21 protein-coding genes are annotated in these 19524 nt (G+C 56.3%); 6 read left to right on the forward strand and 15 right to left on the reverse strand.

Translation table 11 applies throughout. The features are described from left to right. Position 1: 1 nt before the first annotated feature. From ACXLHR_RS18200 to ACXLHR_RS18240, 9 genes are all read right to left on the reverse strand, one after another. Complete coding sequence (locus tag ACXLHR_RS18200) at positions 2-1042, reverse strand: c-type cytochrome (protein ID WP_458792887.1); 1041 nt, start codon at positions 1040-1042, stop codon at positions 2-4. Further along, a complete protein-coding gene (soxC, locus tag ACXLHR_RS18205) occupies positions 1026-2291 on the reverse strand; it encodes a sulfite dehydrogenase (RefSeq protein WP_458792888.1) in 1266 nt (421 codons plus the stop codon). The genes ACXLHR_RS18200 and soxC overlap by 17 nt, the downstream gene beginning before the upstream one ends. Before the next feature lie 33 nt (positions 2292-2324). Then, positions 2325-4019 (reverse strand): thiosulfohydrolase SoxB, encoded by a 1695-nt coding sequence (gene soxB / locus ACXLHR_RS18210; RefSeq protein WP_458792889.1) that lies wholly within the window; start codon positions 4017-4019, stop codon positions 2325-2327. Positions 4020-4114: 95 nt separating this feature from the next. Continuing rightward, positions 4115-4969, reverse strand: coding sequence for a sulfur oxidation c-type cytochrome SoxA (gene soxA / locus ACXLHR_RS18215; RefSeq protein ID WP_458792919.1), 855 nt, complete (start codon positions 4967-4969; stop codon positions 4115-4117). Between the two features lie 28 nt (positions 4970-4997). Beyond that, entirely contained in the window at positions 4998-5324 is a 327-nt protein-coding gene (gene soxZ, locus ACXLHR_RS18220) for a thiosulfate oxidation carrier complex protein SoxZ (RefSeq protein WP_458792890.1), read from the reverse strand. Between the two features lie 17 nt (positions 5325-5341). Continuing rightward, a complete protein-coding gene (gene soxY, locus ACXLHR_RS18225; RefSeq protein ID WP_458792891.1) occupies positions 5342-5758 on the reverse strand; it encodes a thiosulfate oxidation carrier protein SoxY in 417 nt (138 codons plus the stop codon). A 56-nt stretch (positions 5759-5814) separates the two neighbouring features. Next, positions 5815-6288, reverse strand: coding sequence for a sulfur oxidation c-type cytochrome SoxX (soxX, locus tag ACXLHR_RS18230; protein WP_458792892.1), 474 nt, complete (start codon positions 6286-6288; stop codon positions 5815-5817). 123 nt (positions 6289-6411) lie between these two features. Beyond that, the gene (locus ACXLHR_RS18235) at positions 6412-6978 is read right to left on the reverse strand and encodes a thioredoxin family protein (RefSeq protein ID WP_458792920.1); all 567 of its coding nucleotides are present in this window, start codon (positions 6976-6978) and stop codon (positions 6412-6414) included. Between the two features lie 14 nt (positions 6979-6992). Continuing rightward, positions 6993-7733, reverse strand: a complete 741-nt coding sequence (locus tag ACXLHR_RS18240) for a cytochrome c biogenesis CcdA family protein (protein ID WP_458792893.1) — start codon at positions 7731-7733, stop codon at positions 6993-6995. Between the two features lie 78 nt (positions 7734-7811). Between ACXLHR_RS18240 and ACXLHR_RS18245 the strand changes: the two genes are divergently transcribed. The 3 genes from ACXLHR_RS18245 to ACXLHR_RS18255 all read left to right on the forward strand — a co-directional run bounded on the left by ACXLHR_RS18245 (position 7812) and on the right by ACXLHR_RS18255 (position 9628). Then, entirely contained in the window at positions 7812-8180 is a 369-nt protein-coding gene (locus tag ACXLHR_RS18245) for a hypothetical protein (RefSeq protein ID WP_458792894.1), read from the forward strand. 69 nt (positions 8181-8249) lie between these two features. Then, positions 8250-8585, forward strand: coding sequence for an ArsR/SmtB family transcription factor (locus ACXLHR_RS18250; RefSeq protein WP_458792895.1), 336 nt, complete (start codon positions 8250-8252; stop codon positions 8583-8585). Further along, positions 8582-9628 carry a YeeE/YedE family protein gene (locus tag ACXLHR_RS18255; RefSeq protein ID WP_458792896.1) on the forward strand — a complete coding sequence of 349 codons (1047 nt, stop codon included), beginning with the start codon at positions 8582-8584 and terminating at the stop codon, positions 9626-9628. The genes ACXLHR_RS18250 and ACXLHR_RS18255 overlap by 4 nt, the downstream gene beginning before the upstream one ends. Here ACXLHR_RS18255 and ACXLHR_RS18260 read toward each other — a convergent pair. Beyond that, positions 9625-10320, reverse strand: a complete 696-nt coding sequence (locus ACXLHR_RS18260; RefSeq protein ID WP_458792897.1) for a DnaA N-terminal domain-containing protein — start codon at positions 10318-10320, stop codon at positions 9625-9627. The genes ACXLHR_RS18255 and ACXLHR_RS18260 overlap by 4 nt on opposite strands. Before the next feature lie 458 nt (positions 10321-10778). On the opposite strand from ACXLHR_RS18260, the gene ACXLHR_RS18265 reads away from it, so the two are divergent. Continuing rightward, the gene (locus ACXLHR_RS18265; protein WP_458792898.1) at positions 10779-12086 is read left to right on the forward strand and encodes an AAA family ATPase; all 1308 of its coding nucleotides are present in this window, start codon (positions 10779-10781) and stop codon (positions 12084-12086) included. Between the two features lie 43 nt (positions 12087-12129). Beyond that, on the forward strand, positions 12130-13224 hold the full coding sequence (locus ACXLHR_RS18270) for a ParB/RepB/Spo0J family partition protein (RefSeq protein WP_458792899.1): 1095 nt from the start codon (positions 12130-12132) through the stop codon (positions 13222-13224). 97 nt (positions 13225-13321) lie between these two features. Here the strand turns inward: ACXLHR_RS18270 and comE are convergent, their stop codons facing one another. From comE to hisD, 3 genes are read right to left on the reverse strand one after another with little or no spacing between them, the layout of a single operon-like run. Further along, a complete protein-coding gene (gene comE, locus ACXLHR_RS18275) occupies positions 13322-13876 on the reverse strand; it encodes a sulfopyruvate decarboxylase subunit beta (protein ID WP_458792900.1) in 555 nt (184 codons plus the stop codon). Next, a complete protein-coding gene (comD, locus tag ACXLHR_RS18280; protein WP_458792901.1) occupies positions 13873-14379 on the reverse strand; it encodes a sulfopyruvate decarboxylase subunit alpha in 507 nt (168 codons plus the stop codon). Before comD ends, comE begins: the two co-directional genes overlap by 4 nt. Before the next feature lie 12 nt (positions 14380-14391). Further along, on the reverse strand, positions 14392-15687 hold the full coding sequence (gene hisD, locus ACXLHR_RS18285; RefSeq protein WP_458792902.1) for a histidinol dehydrogenase: 1296 nt from the start codon (positions 15685-15687) through the stop codon (positions 14392-14394). A 103-nt stretch (positions 15688-15790) separates the two neighbouring features. On the opposite strand from hisD, the gene ACXLHR_RS18290 reads away from it, so the two are divergent. After that, on the forward strand, positions 15791-16819 hold the full coding sequence (locus tag ACXLHR_RS18290; RefSeq protein WP_458792903.1) for a LacI family DNA-binding transcriptional regulator: 1029 nt from the start codon (positions 15791-15793) through the stop codon (positions 16817-16819). Here the strand turns inward: ACXLHR_RS18290 and ACXLHR_RS18295 are convergent. Further along, positions 16803-18017, reverse strand: coding sequence for a lytic murein transglycosylase (locus tag ACXLHR_RS18295; RefSeq protein ID WP_458792904.1), 1215 nt, complete (start codon positions 18015-18017; stop codon positions 16803-16805). The two genes, ACXLHR_RS18290 and ACXLHR_RS18295, sit on opposite strands and share 17 nt — an antisense overlap. A 90-nt stretch (positions 18018-18107) precedes the next feature. Continuing rightward, positions 18108-19454 (reverse strand): mechanosensitive ion channel domain-containing protein, encoded by a 1347-nt coding sequence (locus tag ACXLHR_RS18300; RefSeq protein WP_458792905.1) that lies wholly within the window; start codon positions 19452-19454, stop codon positions 18108-18110. Between the last annotated feature and the right edge of the window lie 70 nt (positions 19455-19524).

Consider the following 19524-nt stretch of genomic DNA (forward strand, 5'->3'; position numbering starts at 1 on the left):
ATTACTCTGGAAAGCTCTTCAGATACTCGATGATCCCCAGCGTGTCTTCCTCGTCTCGAACACCACGGAACGTCATTTTCGTGCCGGGCATATAGGCCTTAGGATCCGCCAGATACGTCGTCAGCTCCTCAACACTCCAGACCAGACCACCCTCACCGGCTTCAGCCATCGGGTTCGAATACCGGAACCCCTCAACCGTGCCAGCCGTGCGGCCAACAACCCCGTTCAACATCGGACCAACACGGTTCGTCGCGCCCTCGCCTACTTCGTGACAGGCCTTGCACTGACGGAAATCTTTTTCGCCCTGCTCAACCATCGCCATATCCAGCGCAGGCTCGGTAGCAACTGGCTCGACAACCGCAGCCTCCTCCACCGGAGCTGCCTCGACAGCAGACGCACCACCACCTTCAAGATCACCGCCACCCGTAGGGGTCACGCCAATCGCAGCCGCGCGGCCAGTGATCTCGACACCGTCCTTACAACCTTCCATGCAAGCCTCGACCGAGAACAATGGAAACTCGGTTTCCAAACGATCGTCATCCATGAAATTATCAACATTGGGCATTTCAACGTCAAGAAATGTCTCGTTTGATAACACAAAATCGTCGTCGACCAAATCGTTGGAATACATCAGATAGGCCGTCAGCGCATAAACCTCATCCGAGGTCAGTGACTGCGCATTCCCGAACGGCATAGCACGGTTGATATAGTCATAAACCGTTGACAAATACGGCCAATAGGACCCGACCGTTTTCACAGGACGATCATTGGTCAACGTCCCAAAGCCACCCGCCAGAACCGGCCAGCGATCAACGCCCTCGGCAAAATCACCGTGACAGACAGAGCAATGCTCCACCCACAATTCGTCACCCGTCTCGACATCACCACTGCCCACTGGCAAGCCTTGACCGTCAGGGCGAATATCAATGTTCCACGCGGCCACTTCCTCGGACGTCGCCTCACGACCCAAACCGGTCTGAGCCTGCACAGATGTGGCCGTCAGCAGGGCAATTCCTGCAATCGTTTTAAGAAATTTCGACATTGTCAGTCACCCCGTCAGAATTTACAGCCCAGGTCTGGATGCCGTTGTTGTGGTAAATAGAATTCAGGCCCCGCACCGCACGCAGTTGATCTTTGGTCGGTTGCACATAGCCGGTGCTATCATGGGCACGACTTTGCAACAGCATCGGCGAGCCATCCCAATCAATCTCGTAATAGAAACGGTGCATCGATTTATCCATCGACGGACCATCCATGCGGGCCTCAAACCAATTCACACCGCCATCAATCGTCACATCCACACGCGGAATCGTGCCACGACCGGACCATGCCACACCGGTAATCACCAGTGGACCCTTGCCATGTGTGATCGGCTTTTGCGGGCTTGGGCTGGTAATCACAGACTTCGCATCCATTTCCCAAGTGAACCGACGCGCCTGACCGTCACCCAAAAGGTCGGTATATTTGCTGGTTTCCTCGCGGTGATGCCAAGGCTGATCGCCCACTTCCAAACGGCGCAACCACTTGATCCACATATTGCCTTCCCAACCGGGAACAACCAAGCGCACGGGATAACCCTGCTCGGCGCGCAACGCTTCGCCGTTCATCTTGAACGCAACCAGACAGTCATCCAACGCCTTTTCCATCGGAATAGAACGGGTCATCCCCGCCGCATCAGCGCCTTCAGCAAGCAACCATTTGCCCTCGGTTTTCACGCCAGCTTCTTCCAAAAGCAGACGCAGCGGCACACCAGTATACATCACGTTATGGATCATGCCGTGGGTGAACTGCGCACCGTTCAACTGCGATCCACGCCATTCCATGCCAGAGTTGGCGGCACATTCCAGAAAATAAACATGGTTCTCACGGGGGAACCGCATCAAATCCTCCATGGTGAACACCAACTCGCGGTCCACCAACCCGTTAATCATAATACGGTGGTCCGCCGGTTCGATCTCGGCAACACCGCCATGGTGACGCTCAAAGCACAGACCATTTGGCGTGATAATCCCGTCCAGCTCGTGCAACGGCGTAAAGTTGATCGAAGAGATCGATTCCGCCGTCAACCAAGGCACGGTCTGACGCACAACATGGCTCTCGAACGGCGACGGCATCCCGTAAGGCGCCTCGTCCACACCCGCGCCCAAAAACTGGGACCAGGGTTGTTTATCCAAAATCAGACTGTCGCCCTCGGCAGCAACCTTTGTACCAACAGCCGCAACACCGGCAGCCGTTGCGCCCCGCAAAAACGCGCGACGCGAAGGCTTCATTCCTTTAAACTGGTCTATCATCAGTTTTCTCTTTCGTTTGAAACGTCAGTAAATTTAAGCGCCCACAACCTTCACAGATGTGTTGGGATCTACAGTTACGGTGCCTTGGCGTTTGACGTAGTTTTCAACCACATCCCAAATCGCAGGCCCCTCGGTGCCCTCGTTCACACTGGCCCAGCCGGCAACCACATAGGTCTTGGCAGGATCAATCAACTCGCCGGTTTTCAGCAACGTCATCTCGGTAATGCGCTTGCCCTGTGGTTGATTAATATCAATGCGGTAGCCCATGCCACCCACGCGAACCATATCGCCACCCTGCTGATAATACGGATCAGGATTGAACAGGTTATCGGCCACATCTTCCATAATCAGATGCAGATTCTCACCCGTCATCTCGGACCGGTACGCCTCCGGATACGACATCGCCGTCGCGTTGAAAATATCCTCGCGGGTAATGTCATCACCAGGCAACAACGACGCGCCCCAACGGAACCCGGGCGACAACGCAATATCCGCCTCGCGCTCGTCAATCAGCGCATTACAAATCAGATCATCCCATGTGCCGTTGAAATTACCACGACGATACAACAACGAATCCGTCTTGCCGATCACCTCTGACAACTCGTCCTGATAAGGCGCACGCTGCGCCTCAACCAAGGCCGTCATCTCGGGATCAGCCGCAATCACATCACTGAAAATCGGAATAAGACGATGCTTGATACCCTTCATCTCGCCATCAGAAATATCCAGATCCAAACGGGTCACAAACTTACCGTGGCTGCCGCTCGCGATCAAATACGTCTTATTCACCAATACAGGCTCAGGCAGCGCATCATGGGTATGCCCCGTCAAAATCACGTCAATCCCGTCAACATTCGCCGCCAGTTTGCGGTCCACATCAAAACCATTGTGCGACAACAACACGACACAGTCCGCACCCGCGGCACGCACTTCTGCAACCACTTCGGCCATATTCTCCTGACGCACACCAAACGACAGATCAGGGAACATCCAAGACGGGTTCGCAATCGGCATATACGGAAACGCTTGGCCAATCACAGCAATCTGCACACCGCCACGCTCGAACATCTGGTACGGCTCAAACGCGCGCTCATCCCATTCCGTGTCAAAAATATTCGCGCCCAAGAACGGGAAATTCAACTCGTTCTCGACAATCTCCATCACGCGATCAATGCCCAGCGTGAACTCCCAATGCGACGTCATCGCATCCGTGCCAAGCGCATTGAAAACATTCACCATATCCTGACCATTGGTGCGCAGCGCGGTCAAACTCCCCTGCCACGTATCACCACCATCCAGCAGCAACGCATCGGGCCGATCGGCACGGATCGACTTCACCACCGTCGAAATGCGGTCCATGCCACCCATGCGACCATAGGTCTGCGCAAGCGAAGTGAAATCGTCATAGGTCAGCGCGTAATCCGCCGGTGTGCCATCTTCGATTCCGTACAGCTTGCGGAAATCCGCACCGGTCACATGCGGCGGCAAACCAATCACACCACCCACACCAATATTGATCTCCGGCTCACGAAAATACACCGGCTTTAACTGCGCGTGAATATCAGTGATATGAATCAACGTGACATTGCCAGAGGTCTCGAAATCCAGCAAATCATTCTGGGTCAAGCCTTGCTGCGCCGCCAAACGACCCATCGTCCCAAAACCAGACGCACCATATAGCGCGGTTGTAGCCATACTGGCTTGCACAAAATGACGACGAGAAATCATAAGAGTATCCTTTGGATGCAACACATGCAGATAGATGAATGTTATCAGAAAGTTAAGGCCCGCCTTGGTGTACCAAGACGGGCCTTACAAATTGTTTATGGACGAACTGACGGTGCTTCGACCGACAGACCATTGCCGCGTGACGCAACATACAGCTCAAGTGCGACAAACTCTTCGCTACCAGCAGCAAAAGTCTCGGCGCGTGTATCGCGGATACAGCCCTTGAAACGGTTGTGGCTCTGCACCAAACCACCGTTCTTGATACGGAACGCAGGGAAACCGTTGATCTGGCCTTGGCTCAAATGGTCGGCGCGAATATAATTGTCATAGTTATCTTCATGGCAATTCGCACAGCTCAACTCCAGCTGACCATAACGGGTGTAATACATTTCCTCACCCTTGGCCCAAGTCTCGGCAGCAGGACCATCCGTCGCAACATTCACAAGCATCCCGCGCGACTGCATGGCAATCACAACTTCCATAGAAGTCATATCGCCGCCGTCATACTTCCACGCTTCGGCGCCCATGTTGTCGGTACGACAATCATTGATCTGCTGGGCCAATGTGCGAACCTCGGCTTTGGCCTCGTTCCACTTTGGATAAACCGCCCGAACACCAGACATCGATGTCTCGATATCGTCGTGACACGACGCACATGACTTGCCCTCGGACCCGTCAACCTCTTCCCAACTCGCCAATCCGGCATCAACAGCAAACGCCGCCGGATTCTCAAAGTCGTCCATCTGCATGACCTGCAACTCGGACGAGCGGAAACGCCACCCCGAATAGATCGTGCTCAGGCCATCGATATTGTCGGGGGCCGGTGCCTCCGTGATGACCTCGATATCACCATTGATGACAAGCTGGTTATCGTCTTGCGCATAGGCTGTTGACCCGAACGCTGCCAGACCAATCAACCCTGCGGTTTGCAAAAGACCGGTTCTTTTCATTTTCATTCCTCCCCTGCTTTTACAGCGTTTAGCTGACTTCGATGTCCGAGGTATCGGTATAGACAGACCCGTCATCGTCATACCAAGTGAACGTCATCGTGCCGGACGCCTGAACAACAGCTTCAAACTCGACATACGGATTTGTTGAAATCGCTGGCTCCATCGCCATGTCCAGCACCATCTCGCCGTCATACTCACAGGTAAAGCGGTTGATGATCGAGCGCGGCACAATGTTGCCATCGCCATCTTTGCGCTGACCAGATTCCATCGGGTGCGAAATCAGTGTCTTGATCGCGAACGCCTCGCCAGCTGTTGCTGTCTTGGGGACGCGGACCTTTGGTTTTACGTTATCCATTTTTCATATTCTCCTGATCAGCCGCCGCAGCCGCCGATGGTAACCTTCACTTCTTGGCGGACTTCGACAAAGCTGCCATCAGCCATCTTTGCAATCGCCAAAATATCCTGTGTACCCGCAAGGCGGATACGTGTGGACGCCATCTGCGAACCGGCCAACGGACCAAAGTTGAACGTGGCTGCACCCGGTGTCGGGTTACCCGTCGCCAGAACCATGATCGAAACAGCACCCGGTGCGGATACTTCAATCGGCACAGTGTTCCCGTTTTCGGCAATCTCCGGCGCGGTCAACGTCAGACCTTCGGACCCAACCTCGGCACCACCGGTAAAGGCCGCGACGATTTCTTCAACACTGGCCATCGCAGCAGCAGGTAACATTGCCGCCGCTGTCGCACCAAATGCCATCAGCATTGTATTTCTGCGTGTAAACTTCATTGTGTCGCCACTCCTTTCGGCCACTATTCTTTCGATCTCACAAGACCTGCGAGATATTACTCTTTGAGCGTCGCAATATATGCGACGACATCTTCGATTTGTTGGGCGGTGAGCAACGTCGTAAGTGTGTCATCCGCCGCTTTCCCTGTGTAGGCATTACCCGGACGGGTGTAGCCTTCAACCTTGTAAAAGCTCGGCATCATTGATTCAGGAAACGTCATCTTGGCGTCTGCTACAATGCCACGCAATTGCGCTTCGTCCCAACGACCCCCTGCCCCATCAAGGCTAGGGCCAATATTCCCGGGGAACTCTGCTGTAACGCTCGAGACCTGGTGACATGCAACGCAATTGCCAGCGCCACGGCTGACAAACACCTCGATGCCCGCTTCAGGGTCACCTGCCGCACCGGACAATGACTCTGCGATTGATCCGTATTCGTCGAAAGCCACGTCAGTTGCTGAAACGGATTGCGCTGATACAACAGCCCCTGATCCGATCAACGCCGCGGCAAGAATTAGCGTGAGTCTCATGACACCTCCCCTGCATGTTCGCTTTGTTATTCAAACAAACTAACCTGCTATGCACCGCCAACGCAAACACAAATTCACATATCTGCATGTTTCTGCGGTGCAGCAACTTAACATCCCGTTAATTTAATCCGACATTCCCCCCGCTTCGATCATACGGGCATGGTATTTCTGAAACGGCTCGTCCGTTTCGTAACCCTTCTCAACGATCCAGCGTAGCATGTTATATGTGGTCCATTTCCCAAACGCACCCGGCACAACCGACGCTGCCGCCTGAATTGCCGTCGAATCATCGGGCATCACGTCAGGCAAAAATATCATCGACGGCGTGAACATAACATTCCAACGGCTAATCATATCTTTCTCGGGCAAAGTCGTGCCATCAAAATCCGTAACCTCCACATCGCCAAACATATTCAACTGCACCACAAAGAAATGCTCTTCGATATACGCGGCAATCGTCGGATCAGGGAAAACCTCTTCATGCATCTTGCTGCAATAAATACAGCCGCGCTGCTCGATAATCACCATCAAGCGTTTCCCCTCAGCCGCAGCCTCCGCGAAATCCTCGCTCAGATCCTTGAACGTATCACGCATCCAAGGCGCCTTGTGCAGCCCGTCATCCCCCAGTTCCGCAGCCGCCAAAGCCCCCGCAAAAACCATCATCACCAAACTCGCAAACAGACGTCTCATCATCGACCTTCCCCTCACAATAAGAACCATAAATCAGGTGCCACTTCCAACATCCACTGCGCGATGTAGTTGATCGAATTGGTCCCGATCAACACGCCAAACACAATCAACAAAACACCCATGATCTTTTCAATCGTGCCTAGATGTTTGCGAAACTTCTTCATCCAGCGCATAAACGGCCCGATAAACAACGCCGCCACCACGAACGGCAAGGTCATCCCCAGCCCGTAAGAAAACAGCAAAAATGCCCCCTGCCCCGCCGTGCCCGTGCCACCCGCCATAAACAAAATCGCCGCCAACACAGGCCCGACACAAGGCGTCCAGCCAAAGGCAAACGCGAGGCCAATCACATAGGCCCCCAAATAACTCATATTACTGGTATCGCCCGCATCGGCCCGCATCTGCCGGTATAAAATACCGATGCGAATAACCCCCAGAAAATGCAGACCCATCGCAATGATAATCGCCGCCGCCACCCAGCGCAGCACATCAAACCACTCGCGCACGACCTGCCCAAACAAACTGGCCGTCGCCCCAAGCGCCATGAAAATCGTGATCACACCCGCCGCGAAACATAGCGCTGCCAGCACGGCACGCCTGCGCACAGCAGGCGAAATCTCGGCATCCTCGCTGATCTGGTTCATCCCCACACCCGCCAGATACGACAGATAAAACGGAACAATCGGCAAAATACAGGGGCTCAAAAACGACAGCAGCCCCGCAATAAACGCACCCGAAACAGAAATGTCGAACATTCGCAAACCACCTGAGACTTGAGTAATCAATCTTTTCACATTATGTATTATGAATACGTTACGTCAACTCGGATTCCCATGCGCAACCTGATTTACGCCCTTGCCCTGACTTTGTTCGCCCTGCCCGCACAGGCAGAGCTGTCTCTCGTCATGGTCGAAGAACACGGCTGCATCTGGTGCGCGCGCTGGGACAAAGAAATCGCGCCCATCTATCCCAAAACCTCCGAAGGACAGGCCGCGCCGCTGCGCCGCATCGACATCAACGACCCGCTGCCTGACGACCTGACCTTCGACATTAAACCCGTCTTCACTCCCACCTTTATCCTGATGGACAGCGGAACAGAGATCTCGCGCCTCGAAGGATACCCGGGCGAAGATTTTTTCTGGGGCGTTTTAGGCATGATGCTCGAACAGGCTGGCACACCAACATTGCCAAAAGATGAATAGCTCAAGTTAAAGTAGACCTTTACGCGTAGGTTGGCTAAGACCAAACAGATAGAAACAAGGCGTATTATCATGGGACTTCCGGTTTTCGACGAAACACTCTGCGAAGCTGACATCGACAAAATGATGCACAACGCACAAGCCGCCGCCAATTTCCTCAAGGCGATCAGCCATGAAGGACGGCTGATGATCCTGTGCCACCTGACCACAGGCGAAAAATCCGTCACCGAGCTAGAAGACCTGCTCTCCGCACGCCAGGCCGCCGTGTCACAACAACTCTCGCGCCTGCGCCTCGAAGGACTGGTAATCCCGCGCCGCGAAGGCAAGGTCATATTCTACCGCCTCGCCGACGACCGTCCCAAACAAATCATGGAAGTCGTCTACGACCTGTTCTGCAAACCGGCATGATCCCCATCAGTGATCCCGTTTTCGCCGCACTTGTTGGCGCAGGCGGCGGCATTCTGCTCGGGCTTGCTGCGCGCCTCGGGCGGTTTTGCACACTCGGCGCTCTCGAAGACATGTTCTACGGCGACAGCACCCGACGGGTGCGTATGTGGGGCATCGCCATCGGCACGGCAATCCTCACCACTTTTGGCGCCACGGCCCTTGGCCTCGCAAATATTAACGCCACTCATTACCTGACACTCTCGCTCAATATCCCTGCCGCGATCCTCGGCGGCCTGCTCTTCGGCTACGGCATGGCCCTTGCAGGCAACTGCGGGTTCGGCGCATTGGCGCGTCTGGGGGGCGGCGATCTGCGCTCTCTGCTGATCGTGCTGGTCATGGGCCTGTCAGCCTATATCACCCTCAGCGGCCCCTTGGCATACCTCCGCGTTTCCCTGTTCCCGCAGATCCAAACCACCCCCACAGGCATCGCACATATGCTGGGCCAAACACTCGGCGCTAGCATCCCCCTCACAGGTATGGTGATCGGCAGCGCCATTCTCTTCCTCAGCCTGTTATCGCGGCGCAGAATAGTCTCGAACAAAGGCATTTTCTGGGGCGTCATCGCAGGGCTTGCCATTACCTCTGGTTGGGTCGGCACAAGCTATGTTGCCGCCACTGGATTCGGCTCTATTGCAGTGGTTTCGCACACATTCTCAGCCCCGTTAGGCGAAACCATGCTGTTTGCCATGACGTCATCAGCTCGCAACATGAGCTTCGGAATAGGCTCTGTCACAGGGGTTCTCCTCGGTGCCTTCCTCGGCAGCCTGATCAAAGGTCACTTCCGCTGGGAAGCCTGCGATGATCCGCGCGAATTACGCCGCCAAATCCTCGGCGCCGCCTTAATGGGGGTCGGCGCTGTCCTCGCTAACGGATGCAGCATCGGCCAAGGTCTCTCAGCCTTCTCGGTCCTGTCCGTCTCCGCCCCGCTGACCCTCGCCGCTATCGTACTTGGCGCCTACATTGGTCTGCGCCAACTCATCGAAGGCTTCACCTCCGATATCTAATGCGCAATCACCTGGACGCGCCGCACCGTTGCATCCTCGGCCACAACATGCGCAAGCAAATACATCGAAAAATGCGTCTTGATATAATTGGCAATGAACACCGACGGTGCCATCACCGTCAGCACATCACCCTCACGCTCGACCTGATGCAACCGCGCAAACCACGCCTGATAGGTTTGGGGATCAACCTTATGCAACCGCTGTGCCGCCCTGCCCCACAGCGACCCATCCTCAGCTGGGGCCGCACCCTGATGCAACGACACAATATTGCTCGACGCGGGCTCTGGTGCCTTGGTCAACCGCGCCACAAAATCCGGCCCGATCTGCTCCCAAAACGGCATCGTCGCGCGCAGCACCACATCCATATTGATCTTGTGCTCTGTCACCCGTCCGCGCGCCGCAGCTTTCGAAACCGTAATCCACCCCAGTACCCGCAACTGCGCCATATCACGTTTTGCGGTCCGCTCGGTCACACCCCACATCCGGGCAATCTCGCGCAGACCAACATTAAACCGATCCCGTTGCCAATCGTATCTCGCCGTAATCAGCAACGACAACCGTAACGCCAGCCGCCCCTCGCCCGCATCACCCTGCGCCGCCAAAACCAGCAATGCCGACAGAATATCATACTTCAGAACATGCGCGCCCTGCCCAACCGCGCGTTTCACCTGTACCCTGTTCTCAACCTGCATCGGCACTCCTGCTCTGGAACCCCAGAATCACATCCTCACATTCAGTCGCCGTGTATCACGATCTTTTAGCACCGGTTCTTCAAAACACAACGCTCTTCCAAACATTTTCCTCATTAGCGTTGTTACCCCAACTCTTGTCAAGGATTCCTTACCCCACCGTCCCCCCCTTCACTCCCAATAAATCAAAACTGGTATATTAATGGTATTAGGGGACATCCTGTACGACCCCCCAAATCCCCACGATGTCCCCCCAACAGGTAGCAGCCCCCCTCACCGCGTCCCCCAAATCTGGTAAACCCCGCTTCAGCCTCGAATCACCCCTCCCTCAACACCCCAATACCGCCACACCCCCAAAACCTTATCCGCGGATAAGGTTTTATACCTGAAACTTAATAATAGACAAAACCTGCATTTTCAGCGTAAATCAGAAATATCATAGATTTAACGTCCGAGGCACCATGCTTACTCACGCAGACCTACGCGAAATGCAAAACAAATCCCTCAAGATGCAAAGCTGGATCAGGCAGCAAACCTTCTCTCCGGAGAATGTGAAAAGCCTGCGCCGCTTCTCGTCTTGGGAAGTCTCCGAGCTGATCTTGGGTATGAACCAATCGACCTTCCGGGGCCGGCTGGCTTCCGACCCGACCTTACCCGCGGGACTGGTCGAACCTGACGGCCGCCAGCGCTGGTTTACCTTGGAAGAGGTCAACACCCTGCGCCGCAAACTCAAAGTCAAAGGTAAATCGCTGATGCCGCCGCGCCCCAAAGGTCGCGCTTTCCGCACCGCTGTCGCGAACTTCAAAGGGGGTGCCGGCAAATCGACCGTCGCGCTGCACTTCGCCCACGCCGCCGCTCTTGACGGCTACCGCGTGCTCTGCGTCGACTTTGATCCGCAAGCCACGCTCTCCCACTCAATGGGCCTGACCGACGTCTCGGAAGAACAAACCGTCTGGGGTATCATGGCCCGCGACCTCGTCCGCGAAACCGAAGCCGCCAATAACGCCCCCACCGCCGCCGCCTCAGGCACCGCCCTTCCCCGCCGCGCGATTCCGTCTTCGATCACTGACATGGGCTTGCAAGATCTGCGCATCGCCGACTTCATCCAGCCGACCGCGTGGCCGACAATCGATATCATCCCGTCCTGTGCCAACGCGGCCTTCGTCGAGTTCGCCTCTGCGCAATACCGCCACCTCAACCCCGAATGGTCGTTCTTTGCTGCCGTGTCGCGCTACCTCGACCAACTCCCCGACGACGGCTGGGACGTGATCATCTTCGACTGCCCGCCCGCCATCGGCTACCAATCCATGAACGCGGTTTTCGCTGCCGACATGCTCTATATCCCCTCTGGCCCCGGTTATTGGGAATACGATTCGACCACATCGTTCATCGGCCAACTCTCAGAAGCCCTCGAAGATCTCGCCCACGGTTTCGGCAAAACCTTATCCGCGGATAAGGTTTCTCTGCCCAAGGTGTTCGAAGACGTGCGCTTCCTTTTGACCCGCTACGAGCCTGGCAACGAATTGCACCGCGCGATGTTTGATGCATTTGGTAAGGTTTTTGGTGACAAACTCGCCGAACACCCCGTCGAGATGACCCGCGCCGTGGAACAATCAGGCCGGTTCCTCGCCTCGGTTTACGAGATGGACTACCGCGATATGACCCGTGAAACATGGCGCCGCGCGCGCACTAGCTTTGACCAAGCCTACGGTGAATTCCGTGGCACCATGCTGACCGCATGGGAAAATATGAACGAGCGTAATTCCTAAAACCTTATCCGCGGATAAGGTTTTGCCGCACAGGAGATGAAAAATGAGCCGTAAGAAACGTATCTTTGATATCGAAATGCCCGAAGATCCGGTAGTTGAGAAAACCAATGCGCCCGCACGTCGCGGCCCAATGGCCAGCGCAATCGCGGAAAACGCCGAGGCGTTGACCGCCCGCCACTCTGCCGCCCAAGCGATCCGCGATGAAAACGACGCGCTGGCGCATGAGTTTGTCGCGCTGCGGGACGCCGGCCAAGTGGTGCAAAACGTACCCTTGGAAGAGGTGTTCACCCACCTTCTGGTGCGCGACCGCTTTCCGGGCGATGACGCCGAACTGGTCGACCTGATGACGTCGATCCGCGAGGTTGGTCTGTCAAATCCGATACGTGTCGAGGCGCGCGCAGACGGCACCGGCTTCGAGCTGATCCAAGGATTTCGCCGTCTCTCGGCCTACCGCAATCTGCGGGCGGCAACGGGCGACGACAAATGGGGGCGTATTCCCGCGCTGGTTCTTCCCCGCGGGGAAGATGTGGCTGGGCTATACCGGCGCATGGTCGACGAAAACATCATCCGCAAGGACCTGTCTTTTGCCGAAATGGCCGCCGCTGCGAACAACTTTGCCTCTGATCCGGCAACAGGTGTCGACGACCTGAAAGGTGCGGTCAAGGCGCTGTTCCAATCCGCGCCCTACTCAAAGCGTAGCTATATCCGCACCTTTGCGCGCCTGCTCGAATTGATCGGGCCTAGCCTGTATTACCCGACCGAACTGCCGCGCGCTTTGGGCGTGGCCGTGGCCAAGCAGCTAGAGGACAACCCGTCGCTGACCGCACATATCATTGCTGAACTGGACGCATGGGAAAACCGCTCCTTGCAGGACGAGATGGAAGTCCTGCGCCGGTTTGCCAAGGCAGATAGCTTTGACCAGCCAGCCGAGGCTGCCAAGCCCGCAAAACGTTCTGGGGGTGCTGGCGCCGATCCCGCCAAGACCAAAACCACCTTTGATCTGCGCAGCTCGCGGGGCCGTGTGAAATGCACTGCCGCCGTGGGGCGGTTGGAAATCAAGTTTGATCGCGACTTTTCAACCATGGATCGCGCACGACTGGAACGCGCGATCGAGGCTTTGATCGACGGTTTGGACTAAAAACCTTATCCGCGGATAAGGTTTTGCAAAACACACAAAAAATGCGGCACCGTTATGGGCCGCATTTTTTCATGTCTATCAGGCATTTAGGTCAGTTTTAGCTGGCAACCGCTTTCATGAACCGATCACGGATAATCACGGGATCCATGGTGATTACAGGCAGTTTGATGTTGCCACTGTCGCATTTGCACACAATCACGGTCTGTTTTTTGCCATCAATCGCGCCCTGCAACACAGGCCCCAAATCAACATCCTGCACCTCGATCACGTTGTCACAACCGCAAGCCCGCGCCACGGCGCTAAGTGAGGTTTTCTTGCCCGCGTAGGTCGGCTGATCACCAGTGGAGCCGTAGGATCCGTTGTCGATAATCAGTAAGATATAGTTGTCGGCCACGTTATTGGCGATGGTCGGCAGGGTGCCAAGGTTGGTCAGAACCGACCCGTCCCCATCAATGGAAATCACCGTCTTGGGTTGCGATAATGCCAGCCCCAGCCCGATAGATGACGCCAGACCCATGGTCCCCAGCATATAAAAATTCGTCGGTTGATCGTCGATCATGTGCAGTTCTTGGCTTGGCAGGCCGATGTTACAAACGACCAGATGGTCACGGATGATTGGCGCTATGGCGCGCAGGATGTCTGATCTGATCATTGGTCGCCGTAGCCTCCCCAGAAATTCGCGTCGGTCAGGATCGCGACAGGTTTGTTGCACATGAAGGTATATTTCAGGATCGCATCCAATTCGTCCGCGTCCGACTGTTTGTGAAAATGGTAGGTCGGAATGTTCATCTGCGCCAGCAGCGCCTTGGTATGCACCGCCATTTCGACCTGACACGCCACAGGTTCGCGTAACGCGCCACGGTACGAAATCAGCATCGGCAATGGCATCCGGTAGTATTGGATCAAGGTCGCCAGCGTGTTGATCGTGACGCCAATCGCGGTGTTTTGCATGATGATCGCGGGCCGTTTGCCGCCCATCCACGCACCCGCACATAGTCCCATACCCTCGTCTTCTTTGTTGGACGGGATGTGGAAAATCTCTGGCCGGTTTTCGACCTCGTCGATCACGCCAGCCAGTTGTTTACACGGCACGGTGGTCACAAACGAGATGCCATTCGCTACCAGGTCGTCCACGATTTGTTTATCAATGCTCAATGGGTTTCACTTTCATGCAAGGTCAAAGGTCTCGGTCGGAAAGTATTTTGCCAGCCGCGCATCCGCCGCCCGTGCATGGCCTTCCATGCCCTCCAGCCTAGAAATGCGCGCCGTGGCGCGGGCAATGTTTTTGCTGCCCTCAGCGGTGGCGGGTTGCCAAGTCACGACCTTTAGAAACTTATGCACCGACAACCCGCCGGTGTAATGCGCCGCACCCGATGTCGGCAGCACGTGGTTGGTCCCAGCGGCTTTATCGCCATATGCCACGGTGGTTTCCTCGCCCAAGAATAACGCGCCGTAGTTGGTCAGGTTCTCAAGCCACCAATCAAGATCAGCGGCCTGCACCGTCAGGTGTTCGGGGGCGTACTCATCCGAACAAGCGGCCATCGCGGCACGGTCATTACAGACTATAACTTCGGCATAATCGCGCCATGCGGCAACGGCGTTTTCACGGTTCAGGGCGGGCAGGGCGTCGATCAAATCAGGCACGCGCGCCACGACATTACGCGCCAAGGCGCGGTCGTCAGTGACCAGCCAAACCGGTGAGTTATATCCGTGCTCCATTTGACTGACCAAATCGGTGGCAATGATATGCGGATCTGCGGTCTTATCGGCCAAAACCAAGCTATCCGTCGGCCCTGCAACCATGTCGATGCCAACACGTCCGAACAGGATCCGTTTGGCCTCTGCGACATACTGATTTCCCGGTCCCACAAGGATATTTGCGCGGGGCAGGCCAAACAGCCCAAAGGTCATCGCCGCAATGCCCTGCACTCCACCAAGCGCCATGATGTGATCGGCCCCACCAATATGCGCCGCATAAACAAGCGCGTCCGGCACCCCGCCTTCGCGCGGCGGCGTGGTGGCGATGATATGTTTGCAACCGGCCACCTTTGCCGTGGTCACGGTCATTATCGCGCTGGCAATATGGCTGTAACGGCCCCCCGGAATATAACAGCCAGCGATAGCCACGGGGATGGATTTCTGCCCCAATACAAAGCCTGTAGCGACCTCGTATGTGACGTCAGTCTGCGTCGCCTTTTGGGCCGTCGCAAAGCGTTTGATATTGTCATGGGCAAAGTCGATGTCGTCTTTGATGCGCTGCGGCACCCGCGCACAGGCCGCGATGATCTCGGCCTCGGTCAGCACTATATTTCCGTGATAACCATCGAGCTGCACCCCATATTTCCGCGCCGCGGCGTCACCACCCGCCTCTATGTCGGCCAAGATGTCAGCGACTATACCATGCAACTCTGGCGCGCCTGAATGCGCGGAAAGTTGTGCGGTCTTGAGGTAGTAGCGCGTCATGTGTAACCAGCTCTAATCAGGGACTATGCAGCAATGTAAGCCGTTACATTTGAAATTTGCAAGAGTTTACACTTAGGTTTAGCCGAAAGGGACGGGAGCAATTATGATGAAACGCATTAATTCGCCAACCCTGCTGGATGTGGCGCGGCTTGCTGGGGTGTCTACTGCGACGGTGTCGCGGTGTCTGAATTTTCCGGATCAAGTGTCTAATAAAGCCAAAATGAGTGTGCACGATGCCATTGGTGTCTTGGGGTATGCGCCAAATTTCGGGGCAAAGGCGATGGCGGCGCGACGGACCCATACGATTGGCGCGGTGATTCCAACGATGGAGAACGCGATTTTTGCGCGGGGGTTGCAGGCGTTTCAAGAAACGCTGCGGGAACAGGGGTTCACGATGTTGATCGCCAGCACGTCCTATAGTGCGCAAATTGAAGAGGAACAGATTCGCGCACTTGTGGCCCGCGGGGCAGACGCGTTGTTGTTGATCGGGCATGACCGTGCGCCTGAAATTTATGACTTCCTTAAGATACAAAGTGTGCCTGTGATGGTAACATGGGCGTTTGATGCGGCAGCGGGGCGGGCGTCGGTGGGGTTCGACAACTATGCGGCGATGCAGGCGCTGGCTGCGCGGGCCATCGGGTTAGGGCATCGCAAAATTGCGTTCATTTCTGCGCCTATGGCTGAGAATGATCGTGCTCGTGGGCGGTATGAGGGATTATGTGCTGCGATGGTGGCAGGTGGGTTAGACCCGGCTGATTTGGCCTTGTTAGAGACACATTATGGGATCGATAACGGTGCTGCTGCGCTTGAGACGTTGATGCGGTTGGATCCGCGCCCGACGATGGTATTTTGTGGCAATGATGTCTTGGCGGTGGGGGCGGTGCGTCGCGCCAAGCAAATGGGCTTATTAGTGCCTGATACAGTGTCTATCACAGGCTTTGATGATATCGAGTTAGCGCAGATTTCGGACCCGCCATTGACGACGGTGCATGTGCCGCACCGCGAGATGGGGCGGCGGGCGGCGCTGGCTTTGGTGGCAGCGGTGACGGATGGTGTGTCGTTGCAAAGCGTGGAACTGCCTGCGACGATTGTGATGCGAGAGAGTTTGGCAGCGCCTAGTTCCGAGCTGTGACTGATCGGTCTGGGTAACACGTGGGTGTCATGCCGTTTTGTGCCTGCCATGCGCCGATAGAGCGCCGCGTTTTAAATCCGATAAGCCCGTCTGCGCCGCCAACGTCGAAGCCTTGAGCGACTAAACCCTGTTGTAGAGTCTGAATCGTGGTGCGGGACAATCCGCTAAGGTTTGCCCAGCCTGCTTGAAATGGGCCTGTGCCGTATTGAATCTTGTCGCCGACATGGCCGACGAACAGCGCGTAGGCGTCGCTTTCGTTGTAGTCTTTGAGGACGTAGAAGTTGGGTGTCACAAGGAAGGCTGGGCCGTAGCGACCGGCGGGTAAGAGCAGGGATGCGGGCTTTGATAGTTCGGATGCGGGAAAGGGGCGACCGGAGGCGCGGGTGACGCCGAGGGCGGTCCAGTCGGCGATGGATTTTCGGTTGTCGGGGCCTTCAAGGGCGCAGGAGAGAGCAGGGGGCAGGGCGATTTCAAAGCCCCAATCGCGGGTTCCGTCCCAGCCGTGATGGTGCAGGTAGGCGCCGATGGAGGCCAGTGTGTCGGGTGCGGAGGTCCAGATGTCGGCCCGTCCGTCGCCGTTTCCGTCCGCCGCATAGGCGAGGAAATTGGAGGGCATGAATTGCGGTTGACCCAGTGCGCCCGCCCAACTGCTTTTCATTTGGTCGCGTGTGGCGTGGCCGCGTTCGAGGATTTGCAGGGCGGCGATTAACTCGTCGGTGAAGTAGTCGGCGCGGGTGCTGAGGAATCCTTTTGTCGCTAAAATGCGGAAGGCGTCGTGGGGGATTGCGGCCTGACCATAGCTGCTTTCGCGGCCCCAGATCGCGAGGATGATGCGTGCGGGGACGCCTGTTTGGCGGGTGATTTGGTCGAGTGTGGTTTGGTATTGGGTGAGAAGATTGCGACCTGTTGAGGCTGCGCCGTTAACCACATTCGGGGCGAAGTAATTAGCGGGCGGGCGAAATTCGGCTTGGGTTTGCGGGCGTGCGTCGGGGATACGCAGGTCGGGCAGGTCGTAGTCGATTGTGACACTATTGAAGGCATTTTGGAAGGTTTGCGCGCTGACGTCATTGGCCTGTGCACGCGGCCAGATGGTGGTGGTCAGCCATGTTTGGAAATTGGCGTCGATGGTTTGGCGGGTTTGGGCGATGCCGGGTTGGGCAAAGGTTAATAGGGCGATGAGGGCGAGGAGGCGGGTCATGGGGCGTGTCCTGACGGGTGCTGTGATCTCATTGGGATGAAACAGGGGTCGTGCATATTGGCGGTGACTGCAAGCAATTTGGCGGCGTGTTCACCATTTGACGAGAACCGACGGGGGTAGCACCCCTGCGGCCAGAGGGAGGCACGTTGGGTGTGGCTTAGGGTTTGCTGTCATTTTCAAGCAGCAAGTCTTCGCCATTTTTTTCGCCGCGCTCTCCTCGACGATGCGGGTCAGGGCGTCGTCGGATTTGGGGGTCACGGTGGTGACGGTGCCAGTTTCGGGCGCGATGGATTGGTTTTTTTGTTCGCGGTTGATTTCGACGGTTTGGGTTGCGTCGGGCAGGGTCACATTGGCGGCCTTGAGTGCGCGTTTGACCAAACGGATTGCTTCGCCTTTCGCCAGCGCCAGCGAGGTGTCGTTTTGGTTGACCCAGCCGGTGACGACCATGTCGACCCCGGACGTCCCGTAGCAGTCGATCCAGACCAAGGCGGCGGGCTCGGCCAGCACAAAGGGGAGGTCTTGCACGGTTTGTTCCATCAGGTCGCGGGTCGAGGCGAGATCGGAGTCGCGGTCGATGAGCATGTTGAACGTGAACCGCCGTGCGGCGTTTTCGGTGTAGTTCACGATCCGGCTTTTGAAGACGGTCGCGTTTGGGATGCGAATATGGTTGCCGTCGAAAGACAGCAGGATCGTGGCGCGGCTGGTCAGGCGGATGACGCGTCCTTCGTCACCGTTGATTTCCACTGTATCGTTGGGCTTGAACGGTTGCCGCAGCGAGAGCATGACCGAGGCGATGTAGTTTTCGACCGTGTCGCGCACCGCAAAGCCGAATGCCAGACCGATGATCCCAGCTGCCCCCAAGATGGTCGAGAGCAGCGCCGTGGCGTCCATGACGTCAAGTGCGATCACGATGGCGGCTATCACAAACACCAGCAGCACCAGTTGCCGGTAGAGGTTCGCGATAAAGCTGTTGGGCGCGATGCGGTCCCACGGGTATTTGCTACGCGAGACGACGATGCCAAGTGTCAGGATGCCGATGAAAATCGCGAGGCTAATCGCAGCGATTGGTAGGAATGCGATGAATTGGTCGATGCGTGTGCGGAAACGGGTCACGGCGGGGTCAAGCCTGCGTCCGAGCTCGGCTGTTTCTGCGATCTGGTTGCGCACGGCGACGACGCCTTCGATCCGGCCTGCAACTTCGCCTGCTTGTTTGATTTCGGCGGCGGAAATCACGGTGCCGCGCAGGGTCACGACCCCGTCTTCGACCATGACTGTGATATCCTCGCCTTGGCTTAATGCATCCATGATGTCGCGGATACGGGTGGCGATGGCCGCGTCTTGTTGGCCGCTGCTGGTCGCGGAAATGCGGCCGGCGGTATCTTGGGCCGCGAGGGGAAAGGCAGATAACAAAGCGAGGCAAAGCAGGATGATACGCATAAGCGAAGTTTAGTCGCGCGCAGGGGGCTGTCAATGTTTCTGCGTCAGTTCTGTCTTGTTCCGTTTGCCG

This window comes from Yoonia sp. MH D7 (assembly GCF_054439475.1).